Origin of the sequence: Rhizobium sp. 862_C5_N1_2 (genome assembly GCF_051811205.1) — a bacterium.
Classification (GTDB): domain Bacteria; phylum Pseudomonadota; class Alphaproteobacteria; order Rhizobiales; family Rhizobiaceae; genus Rhizobium; species Rhizobium leguminosarum.
Window position 1 is genome coordinate 2,745,161 of sequence record NZ_JBPWPT010000001.1, and the last position, 25,672, is coordinate 2,770,832.

The window sequence follows — 25,672 nt, forward strand, 5'->3', positions numbered from 1 at the left end:
GGGCGCACTGGATTCCTGTGACAAGCAGAGGAATGAGGGAGAGTTGGAGAGTACGGCGGCTAATTCACTACCGCCGTAGCTCCCTTATTCCATCGGCACCGCCACGAACCGCAGATCGCCATTCGCCGATGCGATCATCAGCTGGGCGTTGCGGCGGCCCTCCTGTTTCAGCGCCTGCACCTTGGCGGCGACCGCATCCGGCGACTTCATGAACTCCTGCGCCACCTCGACGATCACGTCGCCGGGCTTCAACCCCTTTTCGGCGGAGGCGGAGCCGGGCGTCACCTCTGTGACGACGACGCCGTCGACGCTCTCGGCGATGCCGAAGGCCTTGCGCGTCTCGGCGCTCAACAGCGACAGCGACAGCCCGAGCACGTTCTTCGGCGTTGCAGCATCCGGCGACACCTGGCCCTTATGCTGGTCGGGTGTATCAGGTGCGGGTTGGGCCTGATCGCCGGTATCCGGCTGGTCCATGTCGTTGTTCTCGCCGGGGTCCGGGGTGATCACGCCGTCATCCTGCGAACCATCAGGCGCCGCATCATCGGATGCAGCCGCCTGATCGCTGTCCTCAAGCCGGCCAAGCTTCACCTTGACGGTCTGCTCCTTGCCGTCGCGCAGCACCACCACATCGACTTCCTTGCCGACTGTGCTTTCCGCCACGACACGCGGCAGGTCGCGCATTTCGCTGACGGTCTTGCCGTCGAATTTCAAAATGACGTCACCCGCCTTGATCGAGCCGTCGTCGACTGGGCCACCCTTGATGACGCCGGCGACCAGCGCGCCCTTTGCAGTGTCGAGCCCGAGGCTGTCGGCGATATCGTCAGTCACCGGCTGGATGCGCACGCCGAGCCAGCCGCGCCGCGTCTCGCCATATTCGCGCAACTGGTCGACAACGCCGGAGGCAAGCTCCGACGGCACCGAGAAACCGATGCCGATCGAGCCACCGCTCGGCGAAATGATCGCCGTGTTGATGCCGATCACTTCACCCTTCATGTTGAAGAGCGGGCCGCCGGAATTGCCCTTGTTGATCGCCGCATCCGTCTGGATGAAGTTGTCGTAGGGGCCGGCATTGATGTTGCGGCCGCGCCCGGAAATGATGCCGACCGTCACCGAACCGCCGAAGCCGAACGGATTGCCGATCGCCATCACCCAGTCGCCGATGCGCATCTTGCTGGAATCGCCGAATTTCACGGACTTCAGCGGTGCCTTCGGCTCGACCTTCAGCACCGAAAGATCGGTCTTCGTATCGGTGCCGATCAGCTTCGCCTTGAGCTTCGAACCGTTGGCGAAATTGATCTCGATGTCGTCGGCGCCCTCGATCACGTGGTTATTGGTGACGATATAGCCGGCCGGATCGATAACGAAGCCGGAGCCGAGCGAGCTGACATTGTGGTTGCCGCCCTTGTTGCCCTGCTGCTTGTTGAAGAAATCGTTGAAGAATTCCTGGAAAGGCGAGCCGTCGGGCGCGCGCGGCGCCGGGCCTGCACCCTCGTCGTCCTTCACATTCTGCGAGGTCGAGATGTTGACCACCGCGTCGAGCAGCCCCTCGGCAAGATCGGCGACCGAAGCCGGGCCGTTATTCGGCACGACGGCCTGGCTCGCGGCGGCCTGCTGCGGTGCGGCGGGTACGGGAGGCGTAGGAGCGGGAGCAGCTGTTCCCGGTGCAGCCGCGGCCGGCGGTGTGGGTGCGGGAGCAGCCGGCTCAGGAGTAACCGGAGCGGGCGTCACAACCCCGGGTGCTGTCGTCTCAGGCGCGGTTTGGGCGTAGGCGACCCCGTTCATGCCGGCATGCGCAAGAATTGCAGCGCTGGCCATAAGCGCGAGCGTTCGTCTGAAGGGCGAGCGAATCGTGGGGGCCATCAAGCTTCCTCATAAGGGGTCATGCGCACATTGAGCACCAGCATAAGGCGGAATGATGGAGGGCGAAATCACCTTTTCGCGAAATCCCCGTGCAATGTGACGTGGCCTCGCAAAAGCCCAATTATCGCGACCATTCCACGAAAAAAGGGCCGGCACTCGGGCCGGCCCTTCCAGGATTATCGGGGTATCCCCTGCTTCAATTCGTCGGCTGGGCAGGTGCCCCAGGCGCTGCCGGAGCCGGCACTGCCGGGCTTGCTGGCGACGGCTGCAGGGTGCCGGCGGCATTGTCGAAATAGCGGAAGAATTCCGAATTCGGCGACAGCACCAGCGTCGTGTCCTGCGATGAGAGAGCGGAGGAATAGGCCGCCATCGAGCGATAGAACTCGAAGAAGGCTGGATCCTTGCTGAAGACTTCGGCGAAGACGCGGTTGCGTTCCGCATCGCCCTGGCCTCGAAGGATTTCCGCATCACGCTGGGCGCCCGCGGTGAGCTCGACAACCTGACGGTCGGCGATGGCGCGCCGCCTTTGGCCTTCCTCATTGCCCTCGGCACGGATGCGCTCCGCCTCGGCAAGGCGTTCCGAACGCATGGCATTATAGGTGTTCGGCGCAACCTCCGGCGAAAGGTCGGTGCGGCGGATGCGAACGTCGTCTATATGCAGGCCGAGATTTTCGGCATCCGTGCGCAGATCGTCGCGAATCTCCAGCATCATTGCGACACGCTCTTCCGAGAGCGCGGCATTGTAGTCACGCAGACCGTAGACGCGGCGAAGCGATGAATCGAGCTGCGCCCTCAACCGCGCTTCCGCGGCTTCGCGATCGCCCGATACTGTTTCGCGGAAACGGCGAACATCCGAGATGTTATAGATCACGAAGGCATCGACGTCGAAGGTCTGGCCGTCCTGGACCTGAACGCGGATATTGTCGAGATCGAGCCTCAGCGCCTGCTTTTCGACCAGCTGAACGCGGTCGGCATCCATGAAGCCGAAAGGCAGCTTGAAATAAATCCCAGGCTCGGTCTTGACCGACTGGATCTGGCCGAAGCGGACGACGATGGCCTGCTCACGTGCATTCACCACGAAGATGGACGAATAAAGCCCGACCAGCACAATGGCGAGGATGAGAAGAATGATGGGAAGTCTGTTCGATGTCATGACTCAACCTCCCTGCTGCGCCGGCTTGCCGAGCTCATTGAGCGGCAGATAGGGCAGGACGCCCTGCTTCTCGTCGATGATGACCTTCCGGGAGTTCTTCAGCACCTGCTCCATCGTTTCGAGGTACAACCGCTTGCGGGTCACGTCGGGCGCCTTGGAATATTCGTCGTTGATCGCCGTGAACCGCTGCGCTTCACCTTCCGCCTCCTTCACCACACGGTCCTTGTAGGCGGCTGAATCTTCGCGGATTCGCGCCGCATCGCCTCGCGCCTGGCCGAGCTTCTGGTTGGTGTAGCGATTGGCCTCTTCGATCGTGCTATCGCGGTCACGGCCGGCACGCTGCACTTCTTCGAAAGCATCGGCGACTTCCCGCGGCGGCGCCACGTTCTGGATCGTCACGCCGGTGACGGTCACGCCCGCGCCATAGCGGTTCATCGTGTCCTGCAGGATATTGAGCACATCCACTTCGATCGGCTGGCGATTGCTGCGGAAGGCGTCCTGCGCCGGACGCCGGCCAACGATTTCACGCATGGCACTGTCGGAAACCTGCTGCAGCGTCTCTGCCGGATTTTCGACGTTGAAGAGATAGGCCTTGGGATCGCTGACGGTGTAGAAGACAGCGAACTGCACGTTGATGACGCTCTTGTCGCTGGACAGCATCAGGCCGTTCGAAGACGATGCCGAAGTCGCCCCGATGTTCAATTGCTGCACGGTCACCTTGACCGTCTCCACGGTCTCCATCGGCCACAGGTGGAAATGCAGGCCCGGCATGGAAATCTCGGCCTTCGGCTTGCCGAACCGCAGTTCGACGCCGCGTTCGTCCGGCTGCACGACATAGATGCACTGGATCAGCCAGAAGACGGCGACGATCGCCACGACGATCACCGCCACGCCGCCGTTGAAGCCGCCGGGAATGATGTTGCGCAGTTGGTCCTGGCCGCGCCGGATGATATCTTCCAGATCAGGCGGTCCGCCCTTGCCGCCGCCACCGCGCGGCCGGTTCGGCCCCTGTCCCCATGGTCCCTGATTATTACCGCCGCCGCCGCCCCAAGGGCCGCCGCCGCCATTCTGATTGCTCCAGGGCATCAAAACCTCGTTGTTCGTTAAGTCTCCACGCATCCGAAACCGTGGGGGCTGACCGGCGGACGCGTTGGTGACCGTTATAGGTATCGCCGCATCGGCTTTCAACGCAGCGTGAGAAACTTGGTCAATTTAATTGGAAAATAGTTCATTTTCAGGCGTGACGGCGTTCGTAGACGATGAAACGCGTGGGATAACTGTCCTTTTCGCCGGCCGGAACCGCGATCGCCTCCCCCGCCTGCCAGGTGTCGGGATCGATCACGGGAAACGACGCGTCTCCATCGAGATCAGCCTCGACATGCGTGATGCACATCCGGTCGGCAAGGCCGATCGCCTGGGCATAGACCTGCCCGCCGCCCAGAATGCAGATTTCGTCGACGCCGGTTTCGAGCGCCAGCCTTTCGGCCGCCGTCATCGCCTCCGGCAGCGTATGGACCATGGAGACATCAGGATGGTCTATCGCCGCCTGCCGCGAGATGACGACGTTCGGCCGTCCCGGCAGCGGCTTGCCGATCGAATCGTAGGTCTTGCGGCCCATCACCACAGGCTTGCCCAATGTCAGCGCCTTGAAGCGCTTGAGGTCGCTCGAAAGCCGCCACGGCATGTCGCCGTCGCGGCCGATAATGCCGTTGCGGGCAACGGCGGCGATAATGGTCCTGCGGATGTCGGCCATGGAATATCCTGGATCAGACGGCGATCGGCGCCTTGATGCTGGCATCGGCCTCGTAGCCGATCAGCTCGAAATCGTCGAAGGTGAAGCCGAAAATGTCTTTCACCTCAGGATTGATGCGCATGAACGGCAGCGGCTTCGGCCGGCGTGCAAGCTGCAGTTTCGCCTGGTCGAAATGGTTGTGATAGAGATGGGTGTCGCCGAGCGTGTGGACGAAATCGCCAGGCTTCAGTCCGGTCACCTGAGCCACCATCATCGTCAGCAGCGCATAGGAAGCGATATTGAACGGCACGCCGAGGAAGATATCGGCCGAGCGCTGGTAGAGCTGGCAGGAAAGCTTGCCATCAGCCACATAGAACTGGAACAGGCAATGGCAGGGCGGCAGCGCCATTTCGTCCACTTCGGCCGGATTCCAGGCCGAGACGATGTGGCGGCGCGAATTCGGATTGTTGACGATGCCTTTGACGAGATTGGCGATCTGGTCGATATGGCCGCCATCGGGCGCTGGCCAGGAGCGCCACTGGGCGCCGTAAACAGGCCCGAGATCGCCGTTTTCATCGGCCCATTCGTCCCAGATCGAAACGCCATTCTCCTTGAGATAGCGGATATTCGTCTCGCCCTTCAGGAACCAGAGAAGCTCGTGGATGATCGAGCGCAGATGCAGCTTCTTCGTGGTGAGGACGGGGAAGCCCTCTTCCAGGTCGAAGCGCATCTGGTAGCCGAAGACTGAGCGTGTGCCGGTGCCGGTGCGGTCGCCCCGGTCGGAGCCCTTTTCCATCACATGATTCAAGAGATCGAGATATTGCTTCATGTCGCGCTGATTCCGTTTCGGCTAATTTAAGCCTTCAGAACCGGGAAACCAATCACCGCCGGGCATTTTCCCAATGTTTCTGATAGGTCGCATAACGCTTTTATGACGTTTGCCCTTTCCTTGGGCTGAGGAAACCACTATATCACCCATGCCGGCTTTCGGGCCGGCTATGGCGATAAATGAGCGGTGTAATAAACCTATTGGACCCGGGGGCGGTACCCGGCGCCTCCACCAAAAACCGGCGGTCTCGAAGGCCGGCTTTTGATGGGGGCGAAACAGGATCGACAAGGGTGTAAAGATCGTCTTTTTGCTCGGCATTGTACCGCCGTTATCGGGCTAAAATTGTAGTTGCAAACGACAACTATGCGGAAGCTCGTCTCGCTGCTTAATCGCGGTGTGACACTTCAATCAAAGTCCTAGTGGTTCGCACCTCTAGGCGGGGTCCGAAGGCACCTGGCAACAGAAGCCTTCACCTTCTCCCTGCCGCCGAAATCATGTATGCTGCTTAAAAACGTGACTCGGCTCCGGTCTTTCCCAAGGCGCCCGGACGTGGCATACAACCTTGTGAAAAGACTCCGAACCGACGAAAGACAGGAAAAGCATGGGGCAGGATCATATCCGCTACGACATTCTGGCACAGGATGCACTTCGCGGCGTCATCCGCAAGGTATTGGCGGAAGTCGCAGCCACGGGCCGCCTGCCCGGTGATCATCACTTCTTCATCACCTTCCTCACGGGCGCGACCGGGGTGCGCATCTCCCAGCATCTGAAGTCGAAATACCCCGAGCAGATGACCATCGTCATCCAGCACCAGTTCTGGGACATGAAGATCACCGAAACGCATTTTGAGATCGGCCTTTCCTTCTCCGACGTTCCGGAAAAGCTGGTCATCCCATTCAATGCGATCCGCGGCTTCTACGATCCCTCCGTCAACTTCGAGCTCGAATTCGACGTGCCTCTCGCCGATGGCGAGGAATTGCCGTCCGGTGAAATCACCGCCTATCCGGTGGATGCGGCTGGAAAGTCGGATGACGCTGCGGGCGCAAAACCCGTCGATGGCGAAGAGAAGAAACCGGGCTCCGTCGTCTCACTCGACTCCTTCCGCAAGAAACAGTGATTTGAAGGGAGGCCAAGCCTCCCTTTTTCATAGGGAATTCAGGCAAACGCATGAGCGCCGAAATCATCAATCTGCGCCAGTTCCGCAAGAAGCAGGCTCGCTCCGAAAAGGAGAAGCAGGCCGAACAGAACCGTATTTCCTTCGGCCGCGTCAAGGCCGAAAAGCAACTGACCCGCAGCCTGAACGACAAGGCCGACAAGACCCATCGCGACGGCCGGATCGAGACTGATGACGACGGCGCGTGAGGGTTTCACGCAAAGCTTGAAAGCTGGAATGGATTCTGCGATCAGCCACTTGCGCGGTTTCCTTGAATCGATCTGCCAACCCACGCATGATTTGACAAAACGTCCTGAGCGCGTCCTCGCGGACGCTCGGCGCTCTAACCGGGATGTGAAGGCGCTCCATGATCCGCAAGCATTCGGCGACATTGCACGGCCATCGCACCAGTTTTTCGCTTGAAGATGAGTTCTGGGCCGAGCTGAAGATGATTGCCGCGGGCCGTTCGATACCGCTCGCCGCCCTGATCTCCAAAATCGACGACCACCGCCCGCCGGACAGCAACCTGTCCTCGGCGCTGCGCTTGCATGTGCTTTCCTGGCTGAAGGCTGAGGGCGACCGCCAGCCGTGACCCGGGCCTGATGCACGCTGCACAAAACCGTGGGGCGATTTTGGGCGAAAAATCAATGAAAACAGAGATCTGATACGCCTTGCATGAATCAAATTCTATGCAATCTCACTGCGCCTGAACGCCCGGCAACTGGTCAAAATTGAGCGGACCCGGCTGTGCTTGCCCGCTGCGCCGTGCCGCTTCCGCCTCGGCGGCAGCCCTCGCTTGCGCATCCGCCTTCGCTTTGGCTTCCGCCGCGCGTGCAGCCTCTGCCTCGGCAGCAGCCTTCACAGCGGCTGCTTGCTGCGCCAGTGCACGCAGCCGCTCTTCCTCCGCCCGCCGTTGTTGCTCGATCTCGGCCGCCTTGATGCGCTCGGCGTCGTTGAACCGATAGAGCGCCACCTCGCGGCGCAGCCGCTGTTTTTCGAGCACGATCGCCTGCAGCCGTTCGACCCGCCGGCGCTCGCGCTCGAAAGCGCGCAGCGACAGATAGCTGGTGATATCGGTCACATCCATCGTCTTGCCGGGTGATGGCAGCATGCCGGAAAAATTCAGCCTGAGCGCCGGCTCCGCACCAGAAAGCGCTTCGGTGCCCGGATTGAACCCGACACCCAGCGTCGCGCTGACCCGCTCTTCCGGCAGCGCGATCTGCGCATCGGCGGTGATGCGGGCGAGATCGTTGGCGACGGTGACATTCTGCACCCTCAGCGTCCCGTCGGTGATGTTGAAGGGGACGCCGAGCGGCGGCAGCTTCGCCTCGCCGTTGCTGAGCAGCGTTTCGATGATCGGATGCACCTTGCCGGCATTGATCTGCTCCTGCATCGTATCGGTCGCGGCAAGCAGCGGCGGAAGGATGGCAAGATTCAGCCCGCGTATGCTGGTATCGCCGAGCTTCAGTTCGCCCGAACCATTGAGCGAGCTGGCGATCTCGCCGATCGTCTTGCCCGAGGCCTCCATCGACAGCGACAATCCGAACTTGCCGTTGGCGATCGGCGCGCCGTCGCGCAGCCAGACGACGCCGGAAAGATCGGAATCGGCAAGCGCAAGCTTCGTCTGCAGGAAGCCGGTGCCGTTGGCATTGGTGAAGAGCAGGTTGCCGGAAAGCTTTCCACCGTCCCAGTTGCCGGCCATGTCGTTGAGCTGCAACTCGTCGCCCTTGTAGGCGACGTTGCTGGTGAAGTCCGACACCGCTGTATCCGGCAGGCCCGGCCAGAACTGCTTGGCCGTCAGCTTTACGTTGACGTCGAGATCCTTGAAGATGGGCAGCCCCAGCGGCGCCGTCGTCAGCTGACCGTTGGCGGGATCGACGATCTGGCCGAACACCGCCTCGCCGAGCCAGCCGGCATCGGCCTTGGAGAGCGTCAGCCCGCCGCTCGCGGTCGTCTTCGCAGCCTTCCGGTCAAAGGTCAGCGCACCTGAAAATTCGTTGTCGGCCGCATGCCCCTTGAGATCCGAAAAGACGATCTTGTCGCTGTCGACGGCGGCATTGACCTGCAGGCCGAGCGGCAACCCGGTTCCGGTCTGCGGCAGGGCGATGCCGTTCATGATGAGATAGGGGTCGATATCGGCACTGTCCAGCGAAAGCCCGATCTGGCCGTTCATGAAGGTCTCCGGCCGAACATCGACCTTGCCGTTGGCGGTGAACGAGGTCCGGTCGGTCGCAAAGCTCAGGGCCGCATCGGCGGGATCATTGCCCGATGCCTTCACCTTCAGCGTCAGGCGGCCATTGGCCCCGACATCGACCGGCAGCGGGTCGAGCCCGGCCTGGCCGAACAGGATGGACGGCACGGCGTTTTCGAGCGTTGCCTCAAGGCTCGTCGTGCCATTGCCGGTCAGCGCCAAGAGGTCGGACATGCGGTAGTCGAGATTGACGCGGCTGCCGTTCGAGACACCGGCAAGTGTCACCGTCAGCGCGTTGCCCTCGTCGCCGCCGAGCGTCAGCGCGCCGCGAAGCGCCGTATTGCCGTACCACCCGGCATTGCGCACCAGCCGGTCGAGCACCGGGTGATGCGGCAGGTGCTCGCGCAGCATGGTAAAGAAGCCGCCGGGATCGGCCGATTTGAAGGTGATTTCACCCGCGCCCTTGTAGTCGAGCAATGAGCCTTCTGCCCTGCCCGTCGCCGTCAGCTCGGCGCCTGCGATATCCTTGATCGACAGCCGGTCGACGGCAAGCGCGCCATCGGCGATCGTAAAGGTGGTCTCGACATTGTCGGCACTGACGCCGAAGGCGGTGAACTTGTCGGCCTTAAGCTGGGCGGCGATCTTGTGGTCGAGCACGTTGTCGCCGGCATCCTGGCCGGTCATGAGCCCGCTCAGCGCCTGCAGCGCGTCGAGATCGAGCGTATCGCCGTTCAGCGCCACCGACAGCGTCGGCGTCTGGCCGGAAATCGCCTGGCGCTCCAGCCGGCCCTTCAGCGTCGCCGGTCCGACGGCAATCTCGAGATTTTCGAAACGCTGCAATTCATGCGTCAGGCTGACATTGGCGGAAAAGCCCGCCTGCCGCAGTTGCCGGATGGCCGGATCGACCGAGCCGGCAAGCCAGGAGGCAAGCCCGGTCGGCTGGCTGGAAGCCACCACGATCTGGCCGTTGAACGAGGCCTCACCCTGAAGCAAGAGCTTGCCCTTGCCTTCCACCTGCGTGCGCCCCGGCAGCGTGCCGGTGGCGCTGTCGATCATCCAGCCGGTGCCGGCCGGCTCGAGCTCCAACTGCACGTCACGCAACGTCGTATCACCGGCGACGATCGCCGGCAGCTTGACGCTCGCCTTGCCCGGCACCTGCGGGATCGGCACCTGCCCGACGATATCGATCAGCGAATTCAGCCGTTGGCGCGCCGAAACAGCCGCATCGCGCGTCGTCTTGCCGGCAGTGCCCTGATTGCCGATACGGTTGACGTCGATCTGTTGCCCGTCGGCGGTCAGCAGGAATTCCGGTGCATTGCCGGTATCGAGCGTCGCCTCGCCGGTTATGACATAGGGATCGTCGGTCGGGCCGATCTCCATCCGGTATTCGGGAATGCGGATGCGTTCATTGGTGAGCTCGAAGCGGCCCTTGACGCGCGGCGGCTGCTCTTTTTTGTTGGCGGGCTTGGCGCTGTTGCGGATCTCGATCGCCGCCGAAAGCTGGCCCTGATAATTCGGCTTACTGTCGACGAGCTTCAGCTCGCCGTCGAGATCGACGCTGACAGGGTGCTTGTCCGGCGAAAGCCTCGTGCGCATGCGCAGCACGCCCTTGTCGTCCGGCTGGCTGCTCGAGATCGAGAAGCCGCCGTGCTCGCCGTCAAGCGCAGCGTCGCCCTCGATGCGCCAGGGGCCGGCCAGCGACTTTGCCGACATTTCCGCATTGAGTCCGGTGATGCGACGCGAGCGGCCCGACTGGTCGTCGATGAATTCGACCTCGCCGCCACTGACATGCACGTTTTCGAGAACGACGGTCCTTGCCGGTATTTCCGCGCGGCTGCCGCGCATCCAGTCGAGCGTGCCGTCCTTGAGCAGTCTCAAGCGCACCTTCGGATTGACGATGCGCATGTCGAAGATCAGCGCTTCGCCCGACAGGAAAGGTGCGAGCTCCGCATCCATGGAAAACTGCTCGACCTTGACGATCGGCGTGCCGTCCGCTTCCTGGCCGACGCGCACATCATGCAGGGTCACCGATGGAAACGGCAGCAGGCGCGCATCTACCGTGCCGTAGACGGTGACTTTCTTACCGATAATGCGGCTTGCCTGATCCTCGAAATTCTTGCGGAAATCCGTCCAGTCGATGAACAGCGGCGCAAGCAGCGCCACAAACAGCACTACGACGATCACTCCCCCCAGAAAGACGAGGAACCGGCCTACCAATGCAAAGCGTCTCCATTTGGGATTCTGTTGCCGACACTAGAGCATGATGCCGAAAAGTGTGAGCGGTTTTCGGACGACATCATGCTCTAACTCTTTATTTGAGAACAGGATTCAGATTTCAGGTTGAGCTGGCCCAACATCATCCTGTTCTAGCGCTATTCATGCCGGGGGCAAGGCCCAAGTTCATGAGAATATTCCGTTTTCAGCCATGGTGGAAAATCTTGCCAGGATTGAAGATATCGTCTGGATCGAGCGCCTGTTTCACCTGTCGCATCAGATCCACCGCGCCGCCGAGCTCCTGTTCCAGAAACGCCATCTTGCCTTGCCCGATCCCGTGTTCGCCGGTGCATGTCCCGTCCAGGTCGAGCGCTCGCTGGTTGAGCCGCTGCACGAAGCTCTCAGCCCTGGCGATGTCTTCGGCACTTTTGTCGTCGAACAACAGCAGCACATGGAAGTTCCCGTCGCCGGCATGGCCGACAATCGGCCCCAACAGCCCGTGCTCCTCGATATCCGCCTGCGTTTCGGAAACACAATCGGCGAGCCTCGATATCGGAACACAAACATCGGTCGAAAGTGCGGCAAGCCCAGGCGCCAGCGCCCTTGCGGCCCAATAGGCGTCGTGGCGCGCCTTCCAGAGCTTCGTCCGTTCCTCGGCATTGGCCGTCCACAGGAATTCGCCGCCGCCACATTCCGCCGCGATCTCGGCAAAGGCTGCCGATTGCAACGGCACCGTCTCGTCGGTGCCGTGAAATTCGAGGAACAGTGTCGGGCTTTCGGCGTAGGAGAGCTTGGAATAGGCGTTGCAGGCCCGCATCTGTACCGTGTCGAGCAGCTCGATGCGCGCCACCGGAATGCCCATCTGGATCGTCATGATGACGGCATCACAAGCGGCCTTGATACTCGGAAAGGCACAGGCCCCTCCGGCGATCTTCTGCGGAATCGCCTGCAAGCGTAGCGTTACCGAGGTCAGGATGCCGAGCGTGCCCTCGGCGCCGACGAAGAGCCGCGTCAGGTCGTAGCCGGCGGAGGATTTGCGGGCGCGCCGGGCCGTGCGGATCTCCTCGCCATTGGCGGTGACCGCGGTGACGGCAAGCACGTTGTCCTTCATCGTTCCGTAGCGCACGGCATTGGTGCCGGAGGCCCGCGTCGAGGCCATGCCGCCGATCGAGGCGTTGGCGCCGGGATCGATCGGGAAGAACAGGCCGGTATCGCGCAGGTGGATGTTCAGCGCCTCGCGTGTCACACCCGGCTCGACGGTACAGTCGAGATCTTCGGGATTGACCTCGAGCACCCGGTTCATGCGGCTGAAATCGATCGAAATACCGCCATTGGCGGCATTGACCTGACCCTCCAGCGAGGTGCCGACACCGAAGCCGATCACCGGCACCTTGTGGGTCGCACACGCCCTGACCGCCACCTTCACGTCCTCGGCGCTCTCGGCGAAGAGCACACCGTCCGGCAGCTGCGGCGGGATATAAGTGGTCGTATGGGCATGTTGTTCGCGGAAGGAATGGCCGGTCTGAAAACGCTCGCCGAAGCTCTGCTTGAGAATACCAAGCACCGCGGCAATTCCGGCCTCGTTGCGTGTGCCCGCCTTCGCGTCCTTCAGCGCCATCCCTTTGATCTCCCTGCCATTCCGCAGAAACCATATCGTGTTCCGCAGGTCAGGCTGGGTATGCGGCAAGTCAAAGCGGCTGTCCAGTTAAGATTGGCAGAAGATTTCATTCCTACTTTGTTATAGGCCGGTTGCTATAGCCAAGTCCGCAGTCCCCGCACCTCAGACAATCGGCGGATTGAGCCGCGCAAAACCCGCCTGCCTGCGATAGGGAAAATAGGGATAGGGCGCCGTGACAGTGCTTATGGCGTCGAGCCTTTCGATCTGCTCCCTCGACAGGCTCCAGCCGACCGCGTCGAGGTTCTGCCGGAGCTGTTCCTCGCTGCGGGCGCCGATGATGACGCTCGATACCGTCGGCCGGTTAAGCAGCCAGTTGATGGCGATCTGCGGCACCGTCCGGCCGGTTTCTAATACGATGGTGTCCAGCACCTCGACGATGTCGAATAGCTTCTCGTCGTCGACAGGCGGGCCGTATTGCGCCGTCTCGTGCAGCCGGCTTGCCTTGGGCAGCGGCTGGCCGCGGCGGATCTTGCCGGTCAACCGTCCCCAGGCGAGCGGGCTCCAGACGAGGGCTCCCACACCCTGGTCGGCGCCAAGCGGCATCAGCTCCCATTCGTAATCGCGCCCTGCCAGCGAATAATAGACCTGATGGGCGACATAACGCGGATAGCCGTGGCGCTCGGCGGCGGCGAGCGACTTCATCAGTTCCCAGCCGGCAAAATTGGAAACGCCGACATAGCGGATCTTGCCTGCGGCAACGAGCCCGTCGAGCGTCGACAGCACCTCCTCGACCGGCGTCGAGGCATCGAAGGCGTGAAGCTGCAAGAGGTCGATATAGTCGGTCCCGAGCCGGCGCAGCGCATCCTCGGTCGCGCGGATCAGCCGCGCCCGCGACGTTCCCCAGTCCTGCGGCCCCTCGCCCATTGGCAGTGCCGTCTTCGTCGAAATCAGCACAGCGTCGCGCCGGCCGCGGATCGCCTGGCCGAGCACCTCTTCGGAGGCGCCGGCCGAATAGACGTCGGCTGTGTCGAAGAGATTGACACCGGCTTCAAGGCAGATGTCGACCAGCCGCCGCGCCTCTTCCGCATCGGTATTGCCCCAAGCGCCGAACAGGGGGCCACTGCCGCCGAATGTGCCCGCGCCGAAGCTCAAGACCGGCACTCTGAGGCCGGAGGCGCCGAGGTTTCTGTAGTCCATGGATCTGTCTCCTGTATTTCCTATGAGATAGACCTTGGTCTCTCGATGATATAGATTGCCTGAAAGCAAATCATTTGTGACTTGAATTCATCATGAGTCGTCAGGACATCAATCGCTCCGGCGAAATGGAAGTCTTCGTCAGCGTCGTCGAACGTGGCGGTTTTTCCGCCGCCGCTACGGCCCGGCGCATGACGCCGTCGGCTGTGAGCAAGCTCGTCGCCCGACTGGAGACACGCCTCGGCGCCCGCCTCGTCAACCGTTCGACCCGCAGGCTGCAACTGACGCCGGAAGGCTGCGCCTTCTACGAGCGCAGCATCGCCATCCTTGCCGATATCGCCGAAGCCGAACGTCAGGCCTCGACAGGCGAACAGGCCTCGGGCCGCATCCGCATCAACACCAGCGGCTCCTTCGGCAACCATGTGCTGGCGCCGCTCGTGCCTGCCTTCATGGCGCTTCATCCGGCCGTGACGCTGGATATTTCCCATACCGACAGGATAGTCGACTTGATGGAAGAACGCGCCGATGTCGCGATCCGCGCCGGCCCGTTGAAGAATTCCAGCCTGATCGCCCGCAAGCTTGGCGCCACCAGCAAGATCGTCGTCGCGTCGCCGGATTATCTATCGCGCCACGGCGAACCGCGCTCGGCTGCCGAACTCCGCCGCCATTGCCGCATCGGCTTTTCCTACGCCCGCGCCGTAGAGGGCTGGCCGCTGCGCGAGGACGGCGAAACGCTGATGATCCCGATCACCCCCGGCGTGCAGGTGGGAGACGGCGAAGCCATGCGCCACCTCGCCTTATCAGGCGCCGGCCTTGCCCGCCTTGCCGCCTTCACCGTGCGCGCCGATATCGATGCCGGGCGCCTGGTGTCGGTGCTCGAAGAGGCCAATCCCGGCGATCTCGAGGAGTTCTACGCCCTCTATATGGGCCAGGGCGGGCCACTGCCGGCGCGTGTACGCGCCCTGCTTGATTTTCTCGCCGGCCATGTGCGTTTGTGACGGTACCCCGCCCAAAACCGTGCGGCCTGGGAGGGCGACATACATAAAAACAATGAGTTAGCGCGGCAACATGAATCAAATTCGCATCTTAAGGCGTCGAGTAGCCAAATTTCGCAATTGACCGCTCGTCTTCCACCCGCCTATACCGGACCCGCGCCAGCCGGCTCTTGTAGCCGGCCTTTCTTCGTCATGCCGGAGCCCCTCCCATCTTCAGCCTCAGGGCTTGGCGCCGGCCAGGAAAGACACGGGGATCATGTCACTCAGCGACGCAAGCCGCCTGCTGCGGGATGCCGGCCTGCCGAAATGGGCGCTGCTGCTCGCGCTTTCCACAGCTCTCGTCGTCTTCCTCGAGCTCTTCGCCCTGCCGGCCTCGCTGCTGATCGGACCGATGGTCGCGGCAATCGCACTGGCGCTGACCGTCGGCAAAGGAAAGCTTCGCGTGCCCTTCTGGCCGCTGCAGTTCGGCCAGGTCCTCGTCGGCCTGATGATGGCGCGCACCATCACCCCTGACATTCTCGGCACCATGGCGAAGGACGCGCCGCTCTTCCTGCTGTTCATCTTCTCGGTCATCGCCATCGCCACCGGCCTCGGCTGGCTGCTGACGCGCTGGCAGGTGCTGCCGGGAACGACGGCGGTATGGGGTTCCTCGCCGGGCGGCGCCTCCGCCATGGTCATCATGTCGGAAGCCTATGGCGCCGATGGCCGTCTCGTCGCCTTCATGCAGTATCTGCGCGTCGTCTTCGTCGCCGTCGGCGCCTCGGTGATCTCGCGCCTGTGGGTGGCAGCCGACGGCGCCGAGCCGCCGCCGCTTGTCCTCTTTCCCGAGATCGACTGGCCGGACTTTGCAGCGACGATGGCTTTTGCGGCCTTTTGTGCCTATGGCGTTTGGCGCCTGCGCCTCCAGGGCGGCACGATCATCGTGCCGCTCTTTCTCGGCGCCTTGCTGCAGGGCACGGGCCTCCTGAAGATCGAGCTGCCGATGTGGCTGCTCGCCATCGCCTATGCGCTCGTCGGTTGGAGCATCGGCCTACGTTTCACCCGCTCGATCCTCAAGCACGTGGCGCGCGCCCTGCCGAGGGTATCGGCCTGCATCGTGCTGCTGATGGCGCTCTGCGGCTGCATGGCGGTGGCGCTTCACGTCTTCGCCGGCATAGATCCGCTGACCGCCTATCTCGCTACCAGCCCCGGCGGCGCCGATTCCGTCGCTATTATCGCCGCCTCCAGCGATGTCGACGTGCCCTTCGTCATGGCGATGCAGACCGGCCGTTTCCTGGTGATCCTGATGATCGGCCCGATGCTCGCCCGTTTCATCGCGCGCCGTTCCGGCCTTGCGGAAAATCCCGCTTGATGCATATCGCACCAAAAGTGCGCAGCGGTTTTGGGATAACGACATGCATAAATCAAAGACTTAAAGCGCGTCGCATAAATCCGGATTGACGCGACGCGCTTTAGAGCGCGGCGCGGAGTTATGCGCGAGCGCTGCCCACTGGCCGGGCGTCATGCCGTAGGCCTTCTTGAAATGGCGATTGAGATGGCTCTGATCGGCAAAGCCGGTCGCCGCCGCCACATCGGAAATCCCTTCGCCCGCGCCGATCATCGCCCGCGCCCGCTGCAGCCGCCGCATCAAAAGGTAGCGATGCGGGCTGGTGGCAAAGGCCGCCCGGAAATGCCGCGACAGCGCGAAACGGTCGAGCCCCGTTACCGCTTCCAGCTCTAGGGAATGCACTGCCCGGGTCGCATGCGCCTCAAGATAATCTCGCGCCGCCTGCGCCTGCCGCCAGGCGACACCGCCGAGCGGCCGGCGCGGCATGCGCGCATGTCGTGACAGCCCGCCGGTCACCCGCGATAAGAAATCGTCGACGAAAAGCTCGTCCAGTTCGCGGTCGAGTTCGCCGAGTGCTGCCAGCAGCACGCCCGCCAGCGCGGGATCGCCGATAACGGGTTCATCGACAAAAGGCAGGCCGACGCCATCGGCTTCCAGGCACTCAAGAAGCAGCGACGGCTCCAGATAAAGCATGCGGTACTGCAGCCCGTCCTCGGTTCCCGCCCCGCCGTCATGCTCCTCATCGGGATGCAGCACGATCACCTGCCCCGGCAGGCTGAAGCGCCGCTCGCCGCGATAGCGAAAGGTCTGAACCCCCTTCAGGGTCACGCCGAGCGCATAGGTATCGTGTCGGTGCGGCTCGAAGGCATTGCCGGAGAACTGCGCCGCGATGCGCTCGATGCCGGGAAAGGCCGGCGCAGCCAGGATGGCGTTGCCGGACGGTCCCACGCACAAACGTTCAAGACCTTCGAAGACCTGCGGATGTAAATCCTGGTTCAACGCGCCCGATACTCCATAACCCGTAGTTAGGTGAAAGACCGTCCGATGTTTGATACCAAAATTGCCGTCGTCCTGCGAAACAATCTTGCCGGCTGGCAGAAGCTGAACGTTACCGCCTTCCTGATGACAGGCATCGCCGGCCGGCATCCGGAGATCATCGGCGAAGCCTATAGGGACCGCGCCGGCAATCTCTACAATCCGCTATCGATCCAGCCGATCATCGTGCTCTCTGCCGACGGGGCGACGATGTCAGCCGTTCACCGCCGCGCGCTGGATCGCGATATTACCAGCTCGCTGTTCATCGAGGAGATGTTTGCGACCGGCTACGACGCAGCCAATCGCGCCGTCTTCGCCGAATTTGCTCCCGAAGACGCGAAGGTGGTCGGCATCGCGCTGCGCGCCGAAATGAAGATCGTCGACAAGATCACCAAGGGCGCGACGATGCAGCATTAACAAAAACGGCCGGGCTAAGCCCGGCCGCTTCAAAGGCAGAAAATCCGGTTCAGCCCTGGGTGATCGGAGCGATCTGGATCTCGACGCGGCGGTTCTGCGCCCGGCCGGCCTCGCTCGCATTGGAGGCGACGGGTTGCGACGGGCCGAAACCGACGGCGGAGACGCGGCGCTGGTCGATGCCCTGGCCGCCGAGATAATCGGCAACCGACAGCGCGCGGCGCTGCGACAGGTCCTGATTGTGCTGCAGGCTGCCGGTCGAATCCGTATGGCCGTTGACGTCGATCAGCGTGCGGTTGAACTTGCGCAGCACGATCGCCACCGAATTCAGCGTCGGATAGAAGCCCGGCTTCACCGCGTCCTGGTCGACGTCGAAGGTGATGTTCGAGGGCATGTTGAGGATGATGTTGTCGCCGTTGCGGGTCACCGAAATGCCGGTGCCTTCGAGCTGGGCGCGAAGCTCGGATTCTTGCTGGTCCATGTAATTACCGATCGCGCCGCCGGCGAGAGCGCCGACGCCGGCGCCGATCAACGCCGCATTGCGCTTGCCGTGACCGCCGCCGCCGACGGCCACGCCGACGAGCGCACCGCCGAGGGCACCAAGCGCGGCGCCGCCGGCCGTATTGGAAACCTTCTGTTCACCGGTATAGGGATCGGTCGTCGTGCAGGCGCTGAGATAGCTTGCGGCAATAGCTAGAAGTACGAATTTCTTGATCATGGACAGGACGGTCTCCGTTCGACTGATCCGAGCAAATGGCAAGGATTGCGGCAAGAAAATGAAGATGTTCCCTTGATAGGGGAATTTCAGGCGCCGAAACAGAAGCGATGTTGCGGGAATGCGCAGATATCACCAGTTTTAGCGAGTAGTGCGCCTGCGCGACGGTATGGCAGAACGATAGCCTCTGCGGCCAGCGCGACAATCAGCCCTCATGGTCATGAGGCCGAAAGGCCGTCTCGAACCACGAGGGCGGATGGCTGGGTGACCGCACTCTTAGAAATTCTGGAACAACTGCCTGACCGTATCGTAGGTCGCGTTGGCGATATTCAGCGATTGCAGGCCGAGCTGTTGCTGCGTCTGCAGCGCCCTGAGCTTGCTGGACTCTTCCTCCATGTCCGCATCGACAAGCCGTCCGATGCCGGCGGTGATGTTGTCGTGGAGTTTCGTGGCGAAGTCGTTTTGCAGGTTGATGCGCTTCTCCAACGCGCCGAAGGCTGAACCGACTGTCGTCAGCTGCGTCAGTGCCGCATCGACGACACTGATCATTTCGCTGACCTGTCCTTTCGTCGTGACGTCCGAGAGCGAAATCACCACCTGCCCCGTGGTCGTGCCGTTCTTGCTCTCCATCAGCACATAATTCTGCGAGGCGCCGAGCTCGGTGGCGAAATAGGCCGATGTCAGCACGCCGTATTCGCCCGAACCGGTGGCGCGATCGTCGATCAGGTAGCGCGCGTCCTTGGAGGAGGTGCTCCCGGTCGGCGTCGTGTCGATATGGTAGCTCAGCATGCCGACCGAGATCGTGCCGTCGGCATTGCGGATGAAGGAGGCCGGGATCTGGCGCGGCTGCGTCGGCGTCGCGTTGTTGTCGAGAACCACCCAGTTGTCGCTGTTGAAAGTCGCCGCCTCGGAGACGCTGCGCAACTGCTCCTGCAACTGCTTGATCTCTTCGTTGACCTTATTCTTGTCGATGCCATCTTCGGTCGCGGCAACCAGCTTGGCCTTGATCTCCGAGACGACATCGATGACGTTCTGAACGCCGGTATAGGCCGTTCCCATCGTCGCCGCCGCCATACCGAGCGCATCCTGGATTGCTGAAATCGCCTTGTTGTCGGTTCGCGCAGTGGTCGCGACAGACCAGTAGACGGAATTGTCTCTGGCCTCCGCGACGCGCTTGCCGGTGGTGATGTGGTTTTGCGTGACCGCCATATTGCGGTTGATATCGCGCAGCACATGAAGCGCCGCATCCACCGAGACGCGCTGGTAAATACTCACGGAACTAAACTCCAAAAACACAACAGGACGCAAACTGCACAAGAAATGAACCGTCCGCGCGGACTCTCATGTCCGGGGTCGCTGGAATTCCAGCGCGTTGCGGCCTCCAAGAAACGAAGAAGACCAGTCGGTTACTGATAACAATCATTACCGTTTATGCTTAACAAACGACTAAACTTCAGAAGTAATTTATCTTATTTCGCAAGGTTTCATACACCATGAGAAGCGCCGCCGGATTACAGCGCCCCGCGTCTTTTCAGACTCGCAAAGGACGCTGTAGCACTTTGAATTGCTGCAAAATTTATCCTTAAATCCGTCCCAATTTAAAGGGTTGCGCGGCAGTCCGGCAGCCTTCGAAATCGGATGAACGCCTTATTCGGCGGCCTGCAGCTGCTCGTCGTCGGGCGCAGCGCGCGGCCGCGTGGCGACCGACATCTCTTCGTGCAGGCGCGCCTCCTCATGGGCGTGCGGCTTGGCGAAGCGGGCAAGCAGCAGATAGGCGACCGGCGTGATGAACAGCGTCACCAGCGTCGCGAAACCGAGACCGCCGACGATCACCCAGCCGAGCGCAACACGCGCTTCGGCGCCCGCGCCATGGGCAAAGACCAGCGGCACGCCGCCGAGGATGGTGGCGATCATCGTCATCATCACAGGGCGAAGGCGTAGCGCGCAGGCCTTCTCAATCGAGGACCGCACATCCTCGCCCCGGTCGCGGAGCTGATTGGCGAATTCGACGATCAGGATGCCGTTCTTCGCCATGACGCCAACCAACAGCACCAGGCCGATCTGGCTGTAGATGTTGAGGCTGGAGCCGGTGATAACAAGCGCGAAGACGGCGCAGGCAAGACCGAGCGGCACCGTCGACATGATGATCAGCGAGGACAGCACGCTTTCGAACTGCGCAGCCAGCACCAGGAAGATGATGACGATGGCGAAGCCGAAGGTCAGCGCCATGCCGCTCGAATTCTCTTCGAGAGTCGCCGCTTCCGCTAGCGGCAGCAAGCGAGAGCCTGGTGGCAGCAGCGGCTCGGCAAGAGCCGTCACTTGGCTGACGGCATCGCCGAGCGATATACCGTTCCTGAGTCCGGCGGTGATCGCGACGGAGGCGAGCTGCTGCTCGCGATTGAGCTGCGGCGCGACCGACCCTTCCTTCATCGTGGCAATGACCGACATCGGCACGATCTTTCCATCGCCGGTCTTCAGGAACACGTTCTCGAGGTCGGTCGGATCGTCGATCGGCCGCGTCGTCGAGGTCAGAAGCACGGGATAGGATTCGCCGTCGACGAAGACGTCGACCACCGAGCGCCCTTCGAGCAGCGATTGGATTGCCGTCGAAAGCCCGGTTATGTCGATGCCGAGATCCGAGGCGCGCTCGCGGTCGATTGCCACCGACACCTGCGCCTGGCTGGGCTCGTTGGTCAGGCGCGGCGTATCGTATTGGCCAGTGGCTTCGAGCGCCTGCACCAGCTTGGCGGCCGCCGCCGTCAGCGCCTCGTGATCATTGCCGATCAGCGCCATCTGCACGCCGCTGCCCGCGCCGCGGATGCGCAGGCTGTTCGATGAGATAGCATTGCCGCGCAGAGCCGGCACCCTGGAGGCCGCCTGGTTGATATCGCCGACGATCTCCGCCTGCGTCCTCTGGCGCTCGCCCCAGGGGGCAAGCGTCAGCACCATGAAGCCGCTGTTCAGCGAACCGCCCTGCCCGGAAATCGAGAAGACGTTGCGAATGTCGCCGCTGTCGACCAGCGGCTGCAGATATTCTTCGACGAGCTGCATCTTATCTCGGGTATATTCGAGGCTCGATCCCTGCGGCGTCGTCAGCCGCATCATCACCATCGACCGGTCCTCTTCGGGCGTCAGCTCACTCTTGACCGTCGAGAAGGCGACGAGTGCCGCACCGGCAAAGATCACCGAGAACAGGATGACGACGAAGGGCGCGTTGAGACAGCCGTGCAGAGCCCATTTGTAGAGATTGGCAAGCGCCCCGCCGAAGCGGCCGAGCACGCCGTGATCTTCGAGCATCGGCTTCGTCAGCATGCGCGAGGCAAGCATTGGACACAGCGTCAGCGCCACGATCGACGACAGCCCGACCGAAAAGGCGAGCACGAAGCCGAATTCGCGGAAGAGTCCACCGACCTGTCCCGGCAGGAAGGAGAGCGGAATGAACACCGCCGCCAACGTCGCCGTCGTGGCGATCACGGCGAAGAACACCTCACGCGTGCCGAGCACCGCGGCCGCGCGCGGTCCCATGCCTTCGGCGCGCCGGCGCACGATATTTTCGAGCACGACGATCGCATCGTCGACAACGAGGCCGGTCGCCAGCACGATCGCGAGCAGCGTCAGGATGTTGATCGAGAAGCCGACCATATAGATCGCCGCCAGCGTGCCGATCAGCGCCACCGGCATGCTGACCGCCGGAATCAGCGTCGCCCGCCAATCGCGCAGGAAGAGATAGATGACGGCGGTGACGATGACGGCGGCGAGCACCAGCGCCAGCACCACCTCGTGGATCGCGCCCTGGATGAAGACGGCGTCGTCGCTGGTGATGGCAATCGTCGTGCCCTCGGGCAGCGTCTTCGACAGTTGGTCGACAGCCGCCTTGATGCCGGTCGAGATGTTCAGCGTATTCGACTGCGCCTGGCGGATGATGCCGAGGCCGATGCCCGGCTTGCCGTTGGAGCGCAGCGCCGTTTCGCCGTCGCGCGGCCCGAGCATCACCGTCGCGACGTCGCCGAGCCGGACGCGGTCCTGTAGGATCACGTTGGAAAAATCCGCAGGCGTCTGCAGGTTGGCGGTGGCGCGCACCACGATATCCTGCGTATTGCTCTTCAGCGATCCGGCCGGCACGTCGAGTGCGGCATTGTCGAGCGCCTTCGTCAGGTCGCCGATGGTCAGCCCGCGGCTGGCGAGCGCGCCCTGGTCGACGTCGACGCGGAAGACCTTCTCCTGGTCGCCATACTCCTCGACGTCGGCAACGCCGTCGACGGAGGCGAGGCGATCGATCACCTCGTTTTCGACGAGCTGCGTCAGGTCGTCCATGTTGAGCTTGGTGGAGGTGACGGCAAGTCGCAAGATCGCCGAGGAATCCGAATCCGCCTTGACGATCTGCGGCGCGTCCGCTTCGTCGGGCAGGTTCTGGGTGATGCGGCCGATCGCGTCGCGCACGTCGTTGGCGGCGACCGCGAGATCGATCGCATCCGAGAATTCCAGAGTGACCCGGCTCTGGCCGAAGGAAGAGGTCGACGAAATCGACTTCAGGCCGCTGACGCGCGCGACCGCCCCCTCGATCACCTTGGTCAACTCCTGGTCGATCGTCTGCGGCGAAGCGCCGTCGAAGGTGGTGCGCACGGTGACGACGGGACGGTCAACATCCGGCAGTTCGCGCACCTCGACGCCGACATAGGCGGCAAGGCCGGCGACGACCATCAGCGTGTTGAACACCAGCGCCAGGATCGGCCGGCGAACGAAAAGTGCGGTGAAGCTCTGCTTGCCCGAGGCCCTGTCCTGATGAATCTCGGTCACGCTCATTGGGTGGCGACCTCCGCAGTCGCGGCGACATCGGCGCTCACACGCACAGCCCCGCCCTCACGCACACGCTGCAGGCCCTGCGTCACGATCTTGTCGCCGTCCTTGATGTCAGCTTTGACGAGCACGAAATCCGGGTTGCGCTGCACGATGCTGACCCGCACCTTGCGCGACTTGTCGTCATTGACCTGCCAGACGAATGACCCTTGTGAATCCCACTGCACGGAGACCGGATCGACCGCCGGATATTTGTCGCCGGCAAATTTCATGCTGACGCTGAAGGACATGCCGGCGCGCAACTCATCCGAACTATTGTCGATCTTGGCGCGCAGGCGAAGTGTGCGACTTGCCGCGTCGATGCGGTTGTCGACGGCTTCGACCACGCCGGAAAAGACCTGTCCCGGCCGCGCCACCGACATCGCCTCGACCGGTTGACCGACCAACACAGTATTGGCGAAACGCTCCGGCACCCAATAATCGACGAGGATTTCCGAACGGTCGTCGAGCGTGACGATCGGGATGCTCGTCGTGACGTTGTCGCCGATATTAACCGGCACGATGCCGACGATGCCGTCGATCGGCGCGGTGATGTTGCGCCGTGCGAGATTGAGCTCGGCGGCCTGCAGTTGCAGCCGCGCGCCCTGCTCGGCAATCTCGGAATCGAAGACGTCCATGCGCGACACGCTGGACTTGATATTGTGATAGAGATTGGACTTCTCGACGGCGGCCTTGACCGCCACATCAGCCTGGCCGCGGGCGATCACCTGCTCCTCGCTGTCGAGCTTGGCGAGCACCTGCCCGGCCTTCACCCTGTCACCAGACTTGATGAGGATTTCGCGGATCGTGCCCGATGCCTGCGGCGTGACCGCCACCGAGCGGATCGCGTCCCCCGTGCCGATGGCGTTCAGCCGGTCGTTGACGACGCCCTGGACGACAGCCTGCGTCGCGACGAGAATGGCGCTGTTGCGCCCGCCGCCATTGCGGCGGTTCTGTCCCTGCCCTTGTCCGTCGCCGCGCTGCTGCCCTTGCGCCCGGGCAGGAGCGTCGGCATCCGCCGTCTCCTCAGCCTTCGGCGCGATCTTGGAAACGACGCTGTCTGGAATACCTGCACCGCGCATCGTATCGCCGGCGCCGGGCACAAAGAAAACCCACGCGGCAAAGCCGGCAACAATCACGATGAGCGACAGTATAAACTGCTTCCAAAAGGCCATTCACGTCTCCAGAGGGACTCGAGGTTGGACCTGGGTCGGTCGAAAGAGGCGCTGCGGGATCAAGATTCCCGTCTGATGCGACAATATCGCGCGTTTACAGCTTACCGGCAAGCATAAGCAGCCGGCATTACCGATTTGTAATATCAGCAAAGAATGGAAATAACCCGACCGCTCACTTTTGCTTGATCGAACACTCGCCGCTGTCTTTGACACCGCCGATTGTCGGGCGAAATATTGCACAAATCTCTGACGATGCAGATTGGATGTCTATCGGCGCATCGACCATCGCACGCCCATGACGGCCGCAATCCCCAGTATCGGCCACATCGCCCAGAACTGCCCCGTCCAGGTGAAGAGGTTGATGCCGGCAATGCCGAGCGCCACGATCGCCAGCGAGGTGATCTTGCGGTTGAACAGCGTCTGGTCGCGATTCCAGGCGAGCGCCGCGACGACGGCCAGCGCCAGCACGGGAAAGCGCGCCCAGAAAATGCCCTGCCATGACAGCAGATTGATGCAGATCAGGACAGCGGCGATGACGGCGAGCACGCCGTAGAGCCTACTCCCGCGCGGTGCCGGCCTTGCCTCGGAGATTGCCGCCGCCATAACCGCCGGCTGCGGCTGCGGACGCGCGGGGCCGGATCGTTCGGCAGGCGGCGTCTCGTCCCTGGCATCGCCGATCTTCACCGCGTAGCTCGGCACGCCTTCATCGACATTCTTCACCATCAACGGTCCGAGAAACTCGAAACCAACAGCCACCTTGTTGCGCACCTGATCGTAGACAGTGCTTGAAATGACGATGCCGCCGGCCGCAGCCGAAGCCTGCAGCCGCGCCGCAATATTGACGCCGTCACCATAGATGTCGTCGCCTTCGACGATCACGTCGCCGAGATTGATGCCGATGCGAAAGAGCATGCGCCCGTCGGCCGGACGGCGGGCGTTGAACCCCGCGAGTTCGTTCTGGGTGTCGACGGCCGCGCGCACCGCTTCGACCACGCTCGGGAAATCGGCGATCAGCCCATCGCCCCAGGTATTGATGACGCGGCCGCCATGGCTTTCGATGAGGCGCCCCATCGCTTCTCGGCAGCGCTTCAGGCTCGCAAGCGTGCCCTCCTCGTCAGCCCCCATCAGCCGCGTATAGTCCTGCACGTCAGCACAGAAGATCGTCGTCAGCTTGCGCCGCGTTTCACTCATGGTCTCTCGTCTCCGCGCCATCCGCCCCGGGAAAGATCGC

Annotated in this window: 20 protein-coding genes and 1 other RNA gene; 7 read left to right on the forward strand and 14 right to left on the reverse strand. The window is 62.5% G+C overall.

Annotated features, from left to right (window positions below; translation table 11 throughout):
- Positions 1–84 precede the first annotated feature (84 nt).
- The 5 genes from ACD590_RS13890 to ACD590_RS13910 all read right to left on the reverse strand — a co-directional run bounded on the left by ACD590_RS13890 (position 85) and on the right by ACD590_RS13910 (position 5,574).
- Entirely contained in the window at positions 85–1,860 is a 1,776-nt protein-coding gene (locus ACD590_RS13890; RefSeq protein WP_439002788.1) for a Do family serine endopeptidase, read from the reverse strand.
- 196 nt (positions 1,861–2,056) lie between these two features.
- Complete coding sequence (hflC, locus tag ACD590_RS13895; RefSeq protein ID WP_018242812.1) at positions 2,057–3,013, reverse strand: protease modulator HflC; 957 nt, start codon at positions 3,011–3,013, stop codon at positions 2,057–2,059.
- Positions 3,014–3,016: 3 nt separating this feature from the next.
- Complete coding sequence (gene hflK, locus ACD590_RS13900; protein WP_018242813.1) at positions 3,017–4,099, reverse strand: FtsH protease activity modulator HflK; 1,083 nt, start codon at positions 4,097–4,099, stop codon at positions 3,017–3,019.
- 148 nt (positions 4,100–4,247) lie between these two features.
- Complete coding sequence (locus ACD590_RS13905; protein ID WP_439002789.1) at positions 4,248–4,766, reverse strand: dihydrofolate reductase; 519 nt, start codon at positions 4,764–4,766, stop codon at positions 4,248–4,250.
- Positions 4,767–4,779: 13 nt separating this feature from the next.
- Positions 4,780–5,574 carry a thymidylate synthase gene (locus ACD590_RS13910; protein WP_018242815.1) on the reverse strand — a complete coding sequence of 265 codons (795 nt, stop codon included), beginning with the start codon at positions 5,572–5,574 and terminating at the stop codon, positions 4,780–4,782.
- Between the two features lie 111 nt (positions 5,575–5,685).
- Between ACD590_RS13910 and ssrA the strand changes: the two genes are divergently transcribed.
- The 4 genes from ssrA to ACD590_RS13930 all read left to right on the forward strand — a co-directional run bounded on the left by ssrA (position 5,686) and on the right by ACD590_RS13930 (position 7,319).
- Positions 5,686–6,048, forward strand: a transfer-messenger RNA (tmRNA) gene (ssrA, locus tag ACD590_RS13915).
- A 127-nt stretch (positions 6,049–6,175) separates the two neighbouring features.
- On the forward strand, positions 6,176–6,691 hold the full coding sequence (locus ACD590_RS13920) for an SspB family protein (RefSeq protein ID WP_018446518.1): 516 nt from the start codon (positions 6,176–6,178) through the stop codon (positions 6,689–6,691).
- Positions 6,692–6,741: 50 nt separating this feature from the next.
- Positions 6,742–6,936, forward strand: coding sequence for a DUF4169 family protein (locus tag ACD590_RS13925; RefSeq protein ID WP_130717157.1), 195 nt, complete (start codon positions 6,742–6,744; stop codon positions 6,934–6,936).
- Between the two features lie 158 nt (positions 6,937–7,094).
- Positions 7,095–7,319 carry a ribbon-helix-helix domain-containing protein gene (locus ACD590_RS13930; RefSeq protein ID WP_247265830.1) on the forward strand — a complete coding sequence of 75 codons (225 nt, stop codon included), beginning with the start codon at positions 7,095–7,097 and terminating at the stop codon, positions 7,317–7,319.
- Positions 7,320–7,424: 105 nt separating this feature from the next.
- Here ACD590_RS13930 and ACD590_RS13935 read toward each other — a convergent pair whose 3' ends face one another.
- From ACD590_RS13935 to ACD590_RS13945, 3 genes are all read right to left on the reverse strand, one after another.
- Positions 7,425–11,135, reverse strand: a complete 3,711-nt coding sequence (locus ACD590_RS13935; RefSeq protein WP_439002790.1) for an AsmA family protein — start codon at positions 11,133–11,135, stop codon at positions 7,425–7,427.
- A gap of 202 nt (positions 11,136–11,337) precedes the next feature.
- Complete coding sequence (locus ACD590_RS13940; RefSeq protein ID WP_247265832.1) at positions 11,338–12,750, reverse strand: FAD-binding oxidoreductase; 1,413 nt, start codon at positions 12,748–12,750, stop codon at positions 11,338–11,340.
- Between the two features lie 162 nt (positions 12,751–12,912).
- Positions 12,913–13,947 carry an aldo/keto reductase gene (locus ACD590_RS13945; RefSeq protein WP_439002791.1) on the reverse strand — a complete coding sequence of 345 codons (1,035 nt, stop codon included), beginning with the start codon at positions 13,945–13,947 and terminating at the stop codon, positions 12,913–12,915.
- 92 nt (positions 13,948–14,039) lie between these two features.
- On the opposite strand from ACD590_RS13945, the gene ACD590_RS13950 reads away from it, so the two are divergent.
- Both ACD590_RS13950 and ACD590_RS13955 read left to right on the forward strand, forming a co-directional pair.
- Positions 14,040–14,942, forward strand: coding sequence for a LysR family transcriptional regulator (locus tag ACD590_RS13950; RefSeq protein ID WP_439002792.1), 903 nt, complete (start codon positions 14,040–14,042; stop codon positions 14,940–14,942).
- A 253-nt stretch (positions 14,943–15,195) separates the two neighbouring features.
- Positions 15,196–16,290: an AbrB family transcriptional regulator gene (locus ACD590_RS13955; protein ID WP_028732819.1), complete on the forward strand. Its 1,095-nt coding sequence runs from the start codon at positions 15,196–15,198 to the stop codon at positions 16,288–16,290.
- 60 nt (positions 16,291–16,350) lie between these two features.
- On the opposite strand, the gene ACD590_RS13960 is transcribed toward ACD590_RS13955, so the two are convergent.
- On the reverse strand, positions 16,351–17,265 hold the full coding sequence (locus tag ACD590_RS13960; RefSeq protein WP_439002793.1) for an AraC family transcriptional regulator: 915 nt from the start codon (positions 17,263–17,265) through the stop codon (positions 16,351–16,353).
- A gap of 45 nt (positions 17,266–17,310) precedes the next feature.
- Between ACD590_RS13960 and ACD590_RS13965 the strand changes: the two genes are divergently transcribed.
- Positions 17,311–17,718, forward strand: a complete 408-nt coding sequence (locus ACD590_RS13965) for a DUF2000 family protein (RefSeq protein ID WP_439002794.1) — start codon at positions 17,311–17,313, stop codon at positions 17,716–17,718.
- Positions 17,719–17,767: 49 nt separating this feature from the next.
- On the opposite strand, the gene ACD590_RS13970 is transcribed toward ACD590_RS13965, so the two are convergent.
- The 5 genes from ACD590_RS13970 to ACD590_RS13990 all read right to left on the reverse strand — a co-directional run bounded on the left by ACD590_RS13970 (position 17,768) and on the right by ACD590_RS13990 (position 25,632).
- On the reverse strand, positions 17,768–18,433 hold the full coding sequence (locus tag ACD590_RS13970; RefSeq protein ID WP_012758248.1) for an OmpA family lipoprotein: 666 nt from the start codon (positions 18,431–18,433) through the stop codon (positions 17,768–17,770).
- Between the two features lie 273 nt (positions 18,434–18,706).
- The gene (locus tag ACD590_RS13975; RefSeq protein ID WP_018242826.1) at positions 18,707–19,705 is read right to left on the reverse strand and encodes a flagellin N-terminal helical domain-containing protein; all 999 of its coding nucleotides are present in this window, start codon (positions 19,703–19,705) and stop codon (positions 18,707–18,709) included.
- Positions 19,706–20,077: 372 nt separating this feature from the next.
- Positions 20,078–23,233: an efflux RND transporter permease subunit gene (locus tag ACD590_RS13980; protein WP_439002795.1), complete on the reverse strand. Its 3,156-nt coding sequence runs from the start codon at positions 23,231–23,233 to the stop codon at positions 20,078–20,080.
- Positions 23,230–24,441, reverse strand: coding sequence for an efflux RND transporter periplasmic adaptor subunit (locus tag ACD590_RS13985; protein ID WP_439002796.1), 1,212 nt, complete (start codon positions 24,439–24,441; stop codon positions 23,230–23,232). The genes ACD590_RS13980 and ACD590_RS13985 overlap by 4 nt, the downstream gene beginning before the upstream one ends.
- A gap of 267 nt (positions 24,442–24,708) precedes the next feature.
- Positions 24,709–25,632: an adenylate/guanylate cyclase domain-containing protein gene (locus tag ACD590_RS13990; RefSeq protein ID WP_018242828.1), complete on the reverse strand. Its 924-nt coding sequence runs from the start codon at positions 25,630–25,632 to the stop codon at positions 24,709–24,711.
- Positions 25,633–25,672: the final 40 nt, after the last annotated feature.